Source organism: Kitasatospora sp. NPDC059648 (assembly GCF_042734825.1).
GTDB lineage: Bacteria > Actinomycetota > Actinomycetes > Streptomycetales > Streptomycetaceae > Kitasatospora.
The window spans coordinates 89,562-103,349 of the sequence record NZ_JBHWDU010000011.1 but is presented as its reverse complement, the minus strand read 5'-3'; the positions used below and the strand labels follow the sequence as shown (position 1 = coordinate 103,349).

Annotated in this window: 15 protein-coding genes; 14 read left to right on the top strand and 1 reads right to left on the bottom strand. The window is 69.6% G+C overall.

What is annotated here, in order from left to right; genetic code table 11:
* Positions 1-47: 47 nt before the first annotated feature.
* From ACFV1W_RS09990 to ACFV1W_RS09925, 14 genes are all read left to right on the top strand, one after another.
* Entirely contained in the window at positions 48-671 is a 624-nt protein-coding gene (locus tag ACFV1W_RS09990; RefSeq protein ID WP_380414822.1) for a protein-tyrosine-phosphatase, read from the top strand.
* A gap of 112 nt (positions 672-783) precedes the next feature.
* The gene (gene glyA, locus ACFV1W_RS09985) at positions 784-2,067 is read left to right on the top strand and encodes a serine hydroxymethyltransferase (protein ID WP_380414821.1); all 1,284 of its coding nucleotides are present in this window, start codon (positions 784-786) and stop codon (positions 2,065-2,067) included.
* A 174-nt stretch (positions 2,068-2,241) separates the two neighbouring features.
* Complete coding sequence (locus ACFV1W_RS09980) at positions 2,242-3,522, top strand: MraY family glycosyltransferase (RefSeq protein ID WP_380414820.1); 1,281 nt, start codon at positions 2,242-2,244, stop codon at positions 3,520-3,522.
* Between the two features lie 300 nt (positions 3,523-3,822).
* Positions 3,823-4,266, top strand: a complete 444-nt coding sequence (locus tag ACFV1W_RS09975) for a hypothetical protein (RefSeq protein WP_380414818.1) — start codon at positions 3,823-3,825, stop codon at positions 4,264-4,266.
* A gap of 285 nt (positions 4,267-4,551) precedes the next feature.
* Complete coding sequence (gene atpB / locus ACFV1W_RS09970) at positions 4,552-5,367, top strand: F0F1 ATP synthase subunit A (protein WP_380414816.1); 816 nt, start codon at positions 4,552-4,554, stop codon at positions 5,365-5,367.
* 94 nt (positions 5,368-5,461) lie between these two features.
* On the top strand, positions 5,462-5,698 hold the full coding sequence (atpE, locus tag ACFV1W_RS09965; RefSeq protein ID WP_030282059.1) for an ATP synthase F0 subunit C: 237 nt from the start codon (positions 5,462-5,464) through the stop codon (positions 5,696-5,698).
* A 34-nt stretch (positions 5,699-5,732) separates the two neighbouring features.
* Positions 5,733-6,290, top strand: a complete 558-nt coding sequence (locus tag ACFV1W_RS09960) for a F0F1 ATP synthase subunit B (protein ID WP_380414814.1) — start codon at positions 5,733-5,735, stop codon at positions 6,288-6,290.
* Entirely contained in the window at positions 6,287-7,102 is an 816-nt protein-coding gene (locus tag ACFV1W_RS09955) for a F0F1 ATP synthase subunit delta (RefSeq protein ID WP_380414812.1), read from the top strand. Before ACFV1W_RS09960 ends, ACFV1W_RS09955 begins: the two co-directional genes overlap by 4 nt.
* A 155-nt stretch (positions 7,103-7,257) precedes the next feature.
* Positions 7,258-8,832 carry a F0F1 ATP synthase subunit alpha gene (atpA, locus tag ACFV1W_RS09950; RefSeq protein WP_380414810.1) on the top strand — a complete coding sequence of 525 codons (1,575 nt, stop codon included), beginning with the start codon at positions 7,258-7,260 and terminating at the stop codon, positions 8,830-8,832.
* A 32-nt stretch (positions 8,833-8,864) separates the two neighbouring features.
* The gene (locus tag ACFV1W_RS09945; protein WP_380414808.1) at positions 8,865-9,779 is read left to right on the top strand and encodes a F0F1 ATP synthase subunit gamma; all 915 of its coding nucleotides are present in this window, start codon (positions 8,865-8,867) and stop codon (positions 9,777-9,779) included.
* A gap of 2 nt (positions 9,780-9,781) precedes the next feature.
* Entirely contained in the window at positions 9,782-11,227 is a 1,446-nt protein-coding gene (gene atpD, locus ACFV1W_RS09940; protein WP_030282048.1) for a F0F1 ATP synthase subunit beta, read from the top strand.
* Between the two features lie 184 nt (positions 11,228-11,411).
* Complete coding sequence (locus ACFV1W_RS09935) at positions 11,412-11,795, top strand: F0F1 ATP synthase subunit epsilon (protein WP_218201844.1); 384 nt, start codon at positions 11,412-11,414, stop codon at positions 11,793-11,795.
* Between the two features lie 148 nt (positions 11,796-11,943).
* Positions 11,944-12,444 (top strand): DUF2550 domain-containing protein, encoded by a 501-nt coding sequence (locus ACFV1W_RS09930; RefSeq protein ID WP_030057523.1) that lies wholly within the window; start codon positions 11,944-11,946, stop codon positions 12,442-12,444.
* Between the two features lie 23 nt (positions 12,445-12,467).
* Complete coding sequence (locus ACFV1W_RS09925) at positions 12,468-13,040, top strand: cob(I)yrinic acid a,c-diamide adenosyltransferase (protein ID WP_380414805.1); 573 nt, start codon at positions 12,468-12,470, stop codon at positions 13,038-13,040.
* Positions 13,041-13,043: 3 nt separating this feature from the next.
* Here ACFV1W_RS09925 and ACFV1W_RS09920 read toward each other — a convergent pair whose 3' ends face one another.
* Positions 13,044-13,637: a hypothetical protein gene (locus ACFV1W_RS09920; protein ID WP_380414803.1), complete on the bottom strand. Its 594-nt coding sequence runs from the start codon at positions 13,635-13,637 to the stop codon at positions 13,044-13,046.
* Positions 13,638-13,788 lie beyond the last annotated feature (151 nt).

The following is a 13,788-nucleotide window of genomic DNA, read 5'->3' as shown; positions in this document are numbered from 1 at the left end:
CCGCCGCCTCGCTCCACGACGGGCCCGGCATAGCACCGTACCTGAGCGTGGGCCCCAGGCCGCTGGACCACTTCCGGATCCTGTTCGTCTGCACCGGGAACATCTGCCGCTCGCCGATAGCCGAGCGGCTCACCCGGCGTGAGCTGGACACCCGGCTCAGCCCCCGGGTGGCCGGGCGGATCCTGGTCGAGAGCGCCGGCACCTGGGGCCACGTGGGCGCGCCGATGGAGGACCACGCCGCGACCGTGCTCGACGAGTACGGCGCCGACAGCGGCGGCTTCACCGGCCGGGAACTGCTGGACGAGCACGTGGTCGAGGCCGACCTGGTGCTCACCGCGACCCTGGACCACCGCGCCCAGGTGATCTCGATGGGCCACGAGGCGGGGCTGCGCACCTTCACCATGAAGGAGTTCACCCGCCTGGTGCGGACGATCGACCCGGGCACACTGCCCGACCCGCGCCGCGGCGCCGACGTCACCGAGCGGGCCCGCGCCCTGGTCCGGGCGGCCGCCGCGCTGCGCGGCTGGCTGCTGGCCGCGACCCCGGAGTCCGACGAGGTGGACGACCCCTACGGGGCCCCGATCGGCATGTTCCGCAACTGCGGCGAGGAGATATTCCACGCGGTCGACCCGGTGGTCACCGCGCTCACCGGCGTCCAGGCGCCGCACTGACGGGCGTACCGGGACCGGCCCTGAGGGCCGAACGGCCCTGCGCCGCCGAGCCGGGTGGCCGAGACGGTCCTACGCTGGGTGGACCGTCCCTGCAGCGCCCGGGAGCCCCGCCATGACCGTCACCGAAGCCGCGACCGGCTCGACCGCGACGACGAGGGGGCGCCCGTGGGCGTCCGAGCCGCTGTACCGGGCGGATCCCCAGATCGCCGACCTGCTGGCCGCCGAGGCCGAGCGGCGCGCCGAGACGATCCAGCTGCTGGCGGGGGAGAACCTGACCAGCCCGGCCGTCCTGGCGGCGCTGACCGGGCCGCTGATCGACAAGTACGCCGAGGGCTACCCCGGCCGCCGGCACCACACCGGCTGTGCGCTGGCCGACGCCGCGGAGCTGCTGGCGATCGACCGGGCGCGTCAACTGTTCTCCGCCCCGCACGCCAACGTCCAACCAAGGTCGGCGACTTCGGCGATGCTGGCGGCCTACGCGGCGCTGCTGCGGCCCGGTGACGGGGTGCTGGCGATGTCGCTGGAGCACGGCGGCCACCTCAGCTGCGGCTCGCGGGCCAACTTCTCCGGCCGCTGGTTCGACTTCACCGGCTACGGCGTGCGCGAGGGCGACGGCCTGATCGACCTCGACCAGGTGCGCGAGCTGGCCCGGCTGCACCGCCCCAAGGCCATCGTCGCGGGTTCGATCTCCCACCCCCGGCACCCGGACTGGGCGGCCTTCCGGGAGATCGCCGACGAGGTGGACGCCTATCTGATCGCCTCCGTCGCGCAGACCACCGGACTGGTCGCGGCCGGGGTGGCGCCCTCCCCGGTGCCGTACGCGGACGTCACGGTGGCGGCCACCCACAAGCTGCTGCGCGGTCCGCGCGGGGGCCTGCTGCTGTCCACCGCGGAGCTGGCCGAGCGGATCGACCGGGCGGTGTTCCCGTTCACCCAGGGCGGCGCGGCGATGAACGAGGTGGCCGGGAAGGCGGTGGCCCTCGCGGAGGCCGGGACGCCCGCCTACCGGGCGTACGCGGAACGGACGGTGTCCGGGGCGCAGACGCTCGCCAGAGGGCTCGCAGAGGCCGGTATGCGCCCTCTGACGGGCGGTACCGACACCCACCTGGTGACCGCCGACGTGAGCCCGCTGGGTGTGACCGGCGTGGAGGCCGAACGGCGCTGCGCCGCGGCCGGGTTGCTGCTCGGCAAGTGCGCGCTGCCGTACGACCCGGCGCCGGCCGCCGAGGCCTCCGGGATCCGCCTGGGCACGGGCACCGTGACCAGCCAGGGGATGGGCGTGCCGGAGCTGACCGAGATCGCCGCGCTGATCGCCCGGCTGTTGTCCGGGGAGGCGACGGCACCGGTCGGGGAGCGGGTGCGGGAGCTGGCGGCGGCCTTCGCGCACCGGGGCTGAGCGAGGGCGCGGGCACGGGTATCCGGATCTCTTACCCGGGAGAGCGAACCGCGATGCGCGTCCCCGGCGTCCGACTCAATAAGCTGTGTGCCGTGGCGACGCACCTCGAACCCCGGGAAGGCAGGGGAGTACCTTCGGTACCTCCCCGTTCGACAGTGATGCAGGAGGCCAGTGGTGCGTGAGTATCTGCTGGTGCTGTTCTGCACCGCCGCCGTCACCTACCTGCTGACCGGCCCGGTCCGGAAGTTCGCCATCGCGGCGGGCGCGATGCCTCCGGTGCGCGCCCGCGACGTGCACCGCGAGCCCACTCCGCGGCTCGGCGGCATCGCGATGTTCGGCGGACTGTGCGCGGGCATCCTGGTCGCCTCGCAGCTGGACAACCTGAGCAAGGTGTTCAACGGCGGCAGTGACATCCGAGCGCTGCTGTCCGGCGCCGGGATCATGTTCCTGCTGGGCGTGCTGGACGACAAGTGGGGCGTGGACGCCCTGGTGAAGCTCGGCGGCCAGATGATCGCCGCCGGTGTGATGGTGTGGCAGGGCGTCACGGTGATCACCCTCCCGGTGCCGGGCGTCGGCCCGGTGGCGGTGAGCCCGACCCAGGGCATGGTCATCTCGGTGACCCTGGTCGTCGTCATGGTCAACGCGGTGAACTTCATCGACGGCCTGGACGGCCTGGCGGGCGGCATGGTCTGCATCGCGGCGATGGCGTTCTTCCTGTACAGCTACCGGCTCTGGTACGGCTACGCGATCACCGACGCGGCCCCCGCCGTGCTGTTCAGCGTGCTGCTGATCGGCATGTGCCTGGGCTTCCTGGCGCACAACATGCACCCCGCGCGGATCTTCATGGGCGACTCCGGCTCGATGATGCTGGGCCTGATGCTGGCCGTCGCCGCGATCTCGATCACCGGCCGGGTCGACCCGGACCTGATCAACAGCGAGACCGGTTCGCAGACCGCCACCGTGCACACCCTGGTGCCGATCTACATCCCGCTGCTGCTGCCGCTGACGGTCATCGCGCTGCCGCTGGCCGACCTGCTGCTCGCGGTGGTGCGCCGTACCTGGGCCGGCCAGTCCCCGTTCGCCGCCGACAAGCGCCACCTGCACCACCGGCTGCTCCAGGTCGGGCACTCGCACAGCCGCGCGGTACTGATCATGTACTTCTGGGCCGCGCTGATCGCCTTCGGCACGGTTGCCTTCTCGGTGACCAACACCGGCCGCACGGTGGTGCTGACCCTCGCCGGGCTCTGCCTGGTCGGCCTGGTGGTGCTGCTGACCCCGCGGTTCCGTCCGCGGGCGCCCCGGGCGGTGCAGTCCTTCGTCCCGCCGCGGTACCGGCGGCAGTCGTCCGCCGCCCCGATGGCTGAACTGTCGGCGAAGGACAAGCAACTTCTCGGTGAAGCCAGCCGGGGCCGGTCCGCCTCCTCCGACCACCACGGGGCCACCGGCCGTCGTTGACCGGGGAGTTGACCATGCGTCAAATGGGCTCACCCGTACGGCTCAACGACTGGGCCGTTGGTGTGACAGGAGCCACACATTCATGGTAAAGCTCTCATCAAATAGTTTGTGATACCGTTCACGAGTACCGAGAACACGCCGAAAGACCTGACAGGTGGAGGACTTCCGTCCCTCGTCGGTCTCCCTCGACGGGCCCGCCGCAGTCGCGGGCGGCCCGGCGGCGGCCACTCGGTCCGGTGTCACCCCGCCACCATCTGTGCCCGTCCCCCGCCACATCGACATGCCGCCGGAGCTGCCGACATGCCGTCCACCGACGCCCGGATCCTCCGAGGCGCCGCGATTCCCACTGCGGTCGCCGGGATCATCGCCATGGCGATCTCCTTCGCCGTCGCCGGTGGGAAGGGCCTGCTCGGCGCCCTCTTCGGCGCCCTGCTCGTGATGGCCTTCTTCAGCTTCGGCCAGATCGCGCTCGACCGGCTGACCAGGTCCAACCCGCAGATCATGATGGCTGCGGCGCTGCTGGTGTACACCACCCAGATCCTGCTGGTGGGCATCGTCCTGGCGGTCTTCAAGAACACCGAACTGTTCAACCGGCAGGCCTTCGCCTTCACCCTGCTCGGGTGCGCCCTGATCTGGACCGGCTTCCAGGTGCGCGGCGCGCTCAAGGCCAAGACCTTCTACGTCGACCCCGGCGCCTCGGAAAACAAGGGTGACAAGCCCTCCGACAAGGGTCGTCAACAGTGACGAGGCCTGACTGTCCCCCCAACGAGGGGGGCGGTGTTTATGCCGCACTGACGGGCTGCTATCGTCCGTCGCAACAACGGAGTACGGGAAGAGGCCAGGTCTGTCCGGACAGTGGACGGATCGCCCCCCGGATCCGCGCAGTCTTCGATGATCCCGCGGTCGCGCAGCAAGCCGTCGCGCGGGGTCGGCGAGAAACCCATCAAGTTCCAGTGCCGCTCCGTGGTCGCAGGCCACGCCGACACACCGAGGTTGCCGTAACCATGCGTCACGACGAAGGAGTCCGCGGTGAGTGCTGAACTCACGTCCTCGCTCGCCTCAGGCAGTTGCCACTTCGGGGACGCTGGCTGCGGCTTCCCGGCCCCGGGCCTGAACGAGTTCCAGTTCAAGCCGATCTTCTCGATCGGCGGCATCGACTTCAACAAGCCGATGCTGCTGTCGATCATCGTCGCGCTCCTGGTCGTCGTGTTCTTCTGGGCCTCGTTCGCGAAGCCGCGACTGGTCCCGGGCAAGCTGCAGCTCGTCGGCGAGATCGGCTACGACTTCGTCAAGCGCTCCATCGTGCTGGAGACGATCGGCAAGAAGGGCGAGAAGTACGTCCCGATGCTGGTCTCGATGTTCTTCTTCATCTGGTTGATGAACATCATGTCGATCATCCCGTTCGCGCAGTACCCCGTGACGGCGACGATCGCGTTCCCGGCCGGCCTCGCGGCCGTCGTGTGGATCACCTACATGACGCTGACCTTCAAGAAGCACGGCTTCGTCGGCGGTTTCAAGAACCTCTGCTGGCCCTCGGGCATCCCCGGCTGGGTCATGTTCATCCTGGTGCCGATCGAGTTCTTCTCGAACATCTTCGTGCGCCCGTTCACGCTCGCGGTCCGAGCCTTCGCGAACATGTTCGCCGGCCACCTGCTGATCGTGATGTTCTCCATCGCCTCCTGGTACCTGCTCAGCCCGACCCTGGGCGCGCTGTACGGCTCGGCCTCGTTCGTCGTCGCCGTCGCCCTGACCGCCTTCGAGCTGCTGGTCCAGTTCCTGCAGGCCTACATCTTCGTGATGCTGGCCAGCAGCTACATCGCCGGTGCCCTGGAAGAGGCGCACTGAGCCACGGGGCCCTCGGCCCCGCCCAAGAACCAACCTCCCGGATCGCCCGGTGGCCAATCACCACCGGTTCACCACCCTGCAAAGGACAACGTCAATGAGCATCCTCGCTGAGGGCACTGTCTACGGTTCCGTCGCCTCCATCGGCTACGGCCTCGCCGCCATCGGCCCCGGCATCGGCGTCGGTCTGATCTTCGGTAACGGTGTCCAGGCCATGGCCCGCCAGCCCGAGGCTGCCGGTCTCATCCGTTCCAACATGTTCATCGGCTTCGCGCTGACCGAGGCGCTCGCCCTCATCGGCATCGTCATGCCGTTCGTCTTCGGCAACAAGTAATCCTGCCGCAGACCCTTTCGAGGAAGGTCCAGAAATGAGCATCGTGGCTCAGCTCGCGGCTGAGGAGAAGATGAACCCTCTTCTCCCCAACACGCCCGAGATCGTTATCGGCCTGCTCTGCTTCTTCATCGTCTTCGGTCTGCTCGGCAAGAAGCTCCTCCCCAGCATCGAGAAGGTGCTGTCGGAGCGCCGGGACGCCATCGAAGGCGGCATGGAGCGCGCCGAGGCCGCTCAGGCCGAGGCCCAGGCCCTGCTTGAGCAGTACCGCGCCGAGCTTGCCGAGGCGCGCCACGAGGCTGCCCGGATCGTCGAGCAGGCTCGCGAGCAGGGCGCTGCCCAGCTCGCCGAGATGCGCGAGGAGGGCCAGCGTCAGCGCGAGGCCATCGTCGCCGCCGGTCACGCGCAGATCGAAGCCGACAAGAAGCAGGCGACTGCCGCCCTGCGCCAGGACGTGGGTTCGCTGGCCACCCAGCTGGCTTCCCGCATCGTGGGTGAGTCCCTGGAGGACCACACCCGGCAGAGCGGCGTGATCGACCGCTTCCTGGACGAGCTGGAGGCCAAGGCCGCCGTTGCTCAGGGTGCGGCCAAGTGATCGGCGCCAGCCGCGAGGCTCTCGCCGCCGGCCGGCAGAACCTGGACAGCCTGACCGACTCCACCACGGTGGACGCGGCCAAGCTCGCCGAGGAGCTCACCGCCGTCACGGCCGTGCTGGACCGTGAGGTGTCGCTGCGCCGAGTCCTGACCGACCCGTCCCGGTCGGGCCAGGACAAGGCTCAGCTGATCACCTCGCTGCTGACCGGTCAGGTCTCCGGCGAGGCCGTGGACCTGGTCTCCGGCCTGGTCCGCTCCCGCTGGTCGGGTTCGCGCGACCTGGTGGACGCGATCGAGGAGCTCGCCGCGTACGCCGAGGTCATCGCCGCGGACAAGGCCGGCGTCCTGGACGACGTCGAGGACGAGCTGTTCCGCTTCGGCCGGGTGGTGAGCGGTTCGCACGAGCTGCGCGCCGCGCTGAGCGAGCCGAAGGCCGGTGCCGCCGCGAAGGCGCAGCTGGTCGGCAAGCTGCTCGGCGGCCGTGCCAACGCCGGCACCGTCCGGCTGGTCACCGCCCTCGTGAACGTGCCGCGTGGCCGTAGCCTGGAGCAGGGCCTGGAGTCCTACTCGAAGCTCGCCGCCGCGCGTCGCGGCCGCATGGTGGCCCTGGTCACCAGCGCGGTGCCGCTGTCGGACGCCCAGAAGGAGCGCCTGTCCGGTGCTCTGGGCCGGATGTACGGCCGCCAGGTCCACCTGAACATCGACGTCGACCCCGAGGTCGTCGGCGGTGTCCGGGTGCAGATCGGCGACGAGATCATCGACGGCACCGTGTCGAGCCGCCTCGAAGGCGCTCGCCAGTCGCTCGAAGGCTGAGCGACCAGCAGCACATCCGACCCTCGGTCGGGAAACCGGTTCCCCAAGGAGCCGGCAAATCGTACGGCCGGTTCATACGACCCGGCCGAGAGTCGAGTACTTGCGGCCCTCAATGGCGGGCCGAGGATCGCAAACTAGGAGAGCAGGGAAGCCTGATGGCGGAGCTTACGATCCGTCCGGAGGAGATCCGGGACGCGCTGGCCGACTTTGTCCAGTCGTACCAGCCGGACGCCGCTTCTGTGGAAGAGGTCGGTACGGTCACTGACGCAGCGGACGGCATCGCGCATGTCGAGGGCCTGCCCTCGGTCATGGCGAACGAGCTGCTGAAGTTCGAGGACGGCACGCTCGGCCTCGCGCTGAACCTCGACACCCGCGAGATCGGTGTCGTCGTCCTCGGTGAGTTCGGTGGCATCGAAGAGGGCCAGACCGTGCGCCGCACGGGCGAGGTCCTCTCGGTTCCGGTCGGCGACGGCTACCTCGGCCGCGTCGTGGACCCGCTGGGCAACCCGATCGACGGCCTGGGCGACATCGCCGCCAGCGGCCGCCGCGCCCTTGAGCTGCAGGCCCCCGGCGTCATGGCCCGCAAGTCGGTCAAGCAGCCGCTGCAGACCGGCATCAAGGCCATCGACGCGATGACCCCGATCGGCCGCGGCCAGCGCCAGCTGATCATCGGCGACCGCCAGACCGGCAAGACCGCGGTGGCCGTCGACACGATCATCAACCAGCGCGACAACTGGCGCTCGGGCGACCCGGAGAAGCAGGTCCGCTGCATCTACGTCGCCGTGGGCCAGAAGGGCTCCACCATCGCGTCCGTCCGCGGCGCCCTGGAGGAGGCCGGCGCGCTGGAGTACACCACCATCGTGGCCGCTCCCGCCTCCGACCCGGCCGGCTTCAAGTACCTCGCCCCGTACACCGGTTCGGCCATCGGCCAGGAGTGGATGTACGACGGCAAGCACGTCCTGATCATCTTCGACGACCTGTCGAAGCAGGCCGAGGCCTACCGCTCCGTCTCCCTGCTGCTGCGCCGCCCGCCGGGCCGCGAGGCCTACCCGGGTGACGTCTTCTACCTGCACTCCCGCCTGCTGGAGCGCTGCGCCAAGCTGAACGACGCCCTCGGCGGCGGCTCGATGACCGGTCTGCCGATCATCGAGACCAAGGCCAACGACGTCTCGGCGTACATCCCGACCAACGTCATCTCCATCACCGACGGCCAGTGCTTCCTGGAGTCCGACCTGTTCAACGCCGGCATCCGCCCGGCCGTGAACGTCGGTATCTCGGTCTCCCGCGTCGGTGGCTCCGCCCAGATCAAGGCCATGCGCTCGGTCGCCGGCCGTCTGCGCCTGGACCTCGCCCAGTACCGTGAGCTGGAGGCCTTCGCCGGCTTCGGTTCCGACCTGGACGCGGCCTCCAAGGCCCAGCTGGAGCGCGGTGCGCGCATGGTCGAGCTGCTGAAGCAGGGTCAGTACCAGCCGTTCCCGGTCGAGGAGCAGGTCGTCTCCATCTGGGCCGGCACCACCGGCAAGCTGGACGACGTCCCGGTCGCCGAGATCCGCCGCTTCGAGCGCGAGTTCCTGGACTTCGTGCGCCTGCAGCACAAGGACCTGCTGGCCGGCATCGTCGAGACCGGTCTGCTGGCCGACGGCACCGTCGACGCCCTGACCGGCGCGATCGAGTCCTTCAAGCAGGGTTACCAGACCGCCGACGGCAAGCTGCTCTCCGAGCAGGCCTGAGTCCGGTAGCGAGGGAAAGGACGTAACGACCCATGGGAGCACAGCTTCGGGTCTACAAGCGCCGGATCCGCTCTGTCACCGCGACGAAGAAGATCACCAAGGCGATGGAGATGATCTCCGCGGCGCGCATCGGCAAGGCGCAGCGCGCGGTGGCGGCCTCCGCTCCGTACGCCGACGAGCTCACCCGGGCGGTGACGGCGGTGGCCACCCGGTCCAACGCCAAGCACCCGCTCACCACCGAGAACCCGAACGCCAAGCGCGCGGCCGTCCTGCTGATCACGGCGGACCGCGGCCTGGCCGGCGGTTACTCGTCCAACGCCATCAAGGCCTCGCTGACGCTCACCGAGCGCCTGCGCGGCGAGGGCAAGGACGTCGTGACCTACATCGTCGGTCGGAAGGGTCTGTCGTACTACACCTTCCGCAACCTGGCGGTGGGGAACTCGTGGACGGGCTTCTCGGACAAGCCGACCTACGGTGACGCGAAGACGGTGGCGGCCGAGCTGATCGAGGCCTTCACGACCGAGGACGGCGGCGTGGACGAACTCCACGTGGTCTCGACCGAGTTCGTGTCCATGCTGACGCAGGACGCGGTGGAGGCGCGGCTGCTGCCGCTGAAGCTGGACGAGGTCCAGCTCAGCGACCAGACGCCGGCCAAGTCGGAGATCTTCCCGCTGTACGACTTCGAACCGTCGGCGGAGGGCGTCCTGGACGCGCTGCTGCCGCGGTACGTCGAGAGCAGGATCTACAACGCGCTGCTGCAGTCGGCCGCTTCCGAGCACGCCGCCCGCCGCCGCGCGATGAAGAGCGCGACGGACAACGCCGGCGAGCTCATCAAGTCGCTCACGCGGCTTGCCAACTCGGCCCGTCAGGCCGAGATCACCCAGGAAATCAGCGAGATCGTCGGTGGCGCCAACGCGCTCGCTGACGCCAGCCGCGGGAGCGAATGAGTATGACCACCACTGTTGAGCCGACCACGGCGACGGGCCGCGTCGCGCGGGTCATCGGCCCGGTCGTCGACGTGGAGTTCCCCGTCGACGCGATCCCGGACATGTACAACGCCCTGCACGTCGAGGTGGACAACCCCGACGGCTCGGGCAAGAAGACCCTGACCCTTGAGGTCGCCCAGCACCTCGGCGACGGCCTGGTCCGCGGCATCTCGATGCAGCCGACCGACGGCCTGGTCCGCGGTTCGCAGGTCACCGACACCGGTGCCGCGATCTCCGTGCCGGTCGGCCAGATCACCAAGGGCAAGGTCTTCAACGCCCTCGGTGACGTGCTGAACGTCGACCAGGCGGAGTTCGACTCCCAGGTCGAGGTCCGGTGGCCGATCCACCGCAAGGCCCCCGACTTCAAGGACCTTGAGTCCAAGACCGAGATGTTCGAGACCGGCATCAAGGTCATCGACCTGCTCACCCCGTACGTCCAGGGTGGCAAGATCGGTCTGTTCGGTGGTGCCGGTGTCGGCAAGACCGTTCTGATCCAGGAGATGATCTACCGCGTCGCCGAGAACTTCGGTGGTGTGTCGGTGTTCGCCGGCGTCGGCGAGCGCACCCGTGAGGGCAACGACCTCATCGACGAGATGGTCGACTCGGGCGTTCTGGACAAGACCGCGCTGGTCTTCGGCCAGATGGACGAGCCGCCGGGCACCCGTCTGCGCGTCGCGCTGTCCGCGCTGACCATGGCGGAGTACTTCCGCGACGTCGAGAAGCAGGACGTGCTCCTCTTCATCGACAACATCTTCCGGTTCACCCAGGCCGGTTCCGAGGTGTCGACCCTGCTCGGCCGCATGCCCTCCGCGGTGGGCTACCAGCCGAACCTGGCCGACGAGATGGGCCTCCTGCAGGAGCGCATCACCTCGACCCGTGGTCACTCGATCACCTCGATGCAGGCGATCTACGTCCCCGCGGACGACCTGACCGACCCGGCCCCGGCCACCACCTTCGCCCACCTGGACGCGACCACCGTTCTGTCGCGTCCGATCTCGGAGAAGGGCATCTACCCGGCCGTCGACCCGCTGGACTCCACGTCCCGCATCCTCGACCCGCGGTACATCGCGCAGAACCACTACGACACGGCCGTCCGTATCAAGGGGATCCTGCAGAAGTACAAGGACCTCCAGGACATCATCGCCATCCTCGGTATGGACGAGCTGTCCGAAGAGGACAAGATCACGGTTCACCGTGCCCGCCGCATCGAGCGCTTCCTCTCGCAGAACACCTACGTGGCGAAGCAGTTCACCGGTGTCGAGGGCTCGACCGTGCCGCTGTCGGAGACCATCGAGGCCTTCAACTCGATCGCCGACGGCAAGTACGACTCCGTCCCGGAGCAGGCCTTCTTCATGTGCGGTGGCATCGAGGACCTGGAGAAGAACGCCGCCGAGCTGGCGAAGAAGTAATCGCGGCCGGTAGCAGCTGAGTGACCGTGAGGGGTGGCCCCCGAGCCTGGGGACCACCCCTCACGTCGCATCGGCTGTGATTCCGGTCAAATCCGTGCCGCCGGTTTCATGCCGGAGGCGCGGGGCCGTTATTCTTACCGAAACTCCCGAGTAATCGGGGGTTGCATGAGCCTAGGAGCCCACGTTGGCTGAGCTGCACGTCGAGCTGGTCGCAGCCGACCGCAAGGTGTGGTCCGGTGCGGCCACCATCGTCGTCGCCCGTACGGCCTCCGGTGACACCGGCATCATGCCGGGCCACACCCCGGTGCTGAGCGTGCTGGAGACCGGCCCGGTCACCATCCGCACGGTGGACGGCGGCACCGTCATCGCCGCGGTGCACGGCGGCTTCATCTCCTTCGCCGACAACAAGCTGTCTCTGCTCGCGGAGATCGCCGAGCTGGCGGACGAGATCGACGTCGCGCGTGCCGAGCGCGCACTGGAGCAGGCCAAGGCCGACCTGGACGCGCACGCCGAGCGTCGCGCCGAGGTCCGACTGTTCGCGGCGCGCGGCCTCAAGGCCCACGCCTGAGTGTGCCGGACCCCGGCTTGGCGGGGTCGACCGACGGTCCCGGGGACGCGTGAGCGTGACCCCGGGACTGTCGTCGTAGTTGGTAGGTCAGCGCGGTCGTCCGGGACGACCGCAACGGGGAACGCGGGTAGCGAGGAGGTAGGTGAGCATGGTCCTCGCGCTTGTGGTGTGTGCGGCGGTCGTGGCGCTGGGAGTGATCGGCCTGATGGCCTTCGCCGTACGCCGCCGCCTGATCCAGCGGGTCGGCGGCACGTTCGACTGCAGCTACCGGCTCAAAATGCCCGCCGACGCCTCGACGCAGCCCGACCTCGACGAGAACGGCAAACCCACCTCCGCCCCGGTCCCCCCGACCGACGGCAAGGGGTGGGTTTTTGGTATCGGCCGCTACAGCGGCGACTCGATCGAGTGGTTCCGGGTCTTCTCGTACGCCCCGCGCCCGCGCAAGGTGCTGCCCCGCCGGGAGATCGAGGTGCTCGGCCGGCGCTACCCGGAGGGCCAGGAGGAGCTGGCGCTGCTCTCCGGCTCGGTGGTGCTGCGCTGCCTGCACAACGGGGCGCCGCTGGAGCTGGCGATGAGCGAGGACGCGCTCACCGGCTTCCTGGCCTGGCTGGAGGCGGCACCGCCCGGGCAGCGGGTCAACGTCGCCTGACTCCGCGGGCTAGGGTGGGCCGCATGGTCAATCTGACGCGCATCTACACCCGTACCGGGGACGACGGCACCACCGCGCTCGGCGACATGAGCCGGACCTCCAAGACCGACCCGCGGCTGATCGCGTACGCCGACGCCAACGAGGCGAACGCGGCGATCGGGGTGGCCCTCGCGGTCGGGGCGCTGCCCGAGGACATCGCGGCGGTCCTCGTCCGGGTCCAGAACGACCTGTTCGACGTCGGCGCCGACCTCTCCACGCCCGTGGTCGAGGACCCGAAGTACCCGCCGCTGCGGGTGCTGCAGTCCTACATCGACCGGCTGGAGGGGGACTGCGACCACTACCTGGAGCAGGTGGAGAAGCTGCGCAGCTTCATCCTGCCCGGCGGCACGCCCGGCGCGGCCCACCTGCACCTGGCCTGCACGGTGGTGCGGCGGGCCGAGCGCTCCACCTGGGCGGCGATCGCCGAGCACGGGGACACCGTCAACCCGCTGACCGCGAAGTACCTCAACCGGCTGTCCGACCTGCTGTTCATCCTGGCCCGGGTGGCCAACAAGGAGCGCGGCGACGTGCTCTGGGTCCCGGGGGAGAACCGCTAGGTCTCAGACCCGCTCGGCCGGGGCCTGCTCCACCACGACCCGGCCGTTCTCGACCCGCACGCCGGCCGGCGGCTCCTTGGGCCAGATCGAGAAGCAGCCGGCGACGATCACGTTCACGACCGCCGCGATGCCCAGCTTCCAGTACCACTGGCCGAAGGTGCCGAAGTGGGCGGAGCCCGCGGAGAGCGGGACGAGCAGGGTGATCAGACCCAGGGTGATCACGGCGGACACGACGGTGCGGCCGGCCAGCTGCCACTCGTACCTGGTCCGCTCCGGGCCGTACTTCGGCGAGGGCAGCGGCTTGGGACCGCCGGCGAAGCGGTGCAGGAAGTGCCGGTCGGCCCAGCGGACCAGCGAGGGGCCGTAGCCGACCGAGAAGCCGGCGTAGCTCGCGGCGAGGGCGTGCATCCAGCCCGCCTCGGCGCCGCCGCGCAGGTTGAGCACGGTGAGCGCGTACAGGGCGAGGTCCACCACCGGCAGGCCGATCAGCAGCACGGTGCTGGTGCGGCGCCAGCGCAGCAGGTAGCGGGCGGAGAGCGCGAGGCCGAGCACGATCCACCAGGAGATCTCGGCCGCGACGATGAGGGTGACGATCACGTTCTGCTCCCGGTCGTGTCGGCGGTGTCTCCAGCCTCGTACGCGGGCGCGGTTCGTGTCGTCGTCGCGCGGTGCCGTCCGGGGCTGCACCTTTCGATGTAGCGGCCTCCTCCGTGGTCGGGAGCCGGTGCGGGGGCCGGGGATGGTGAGA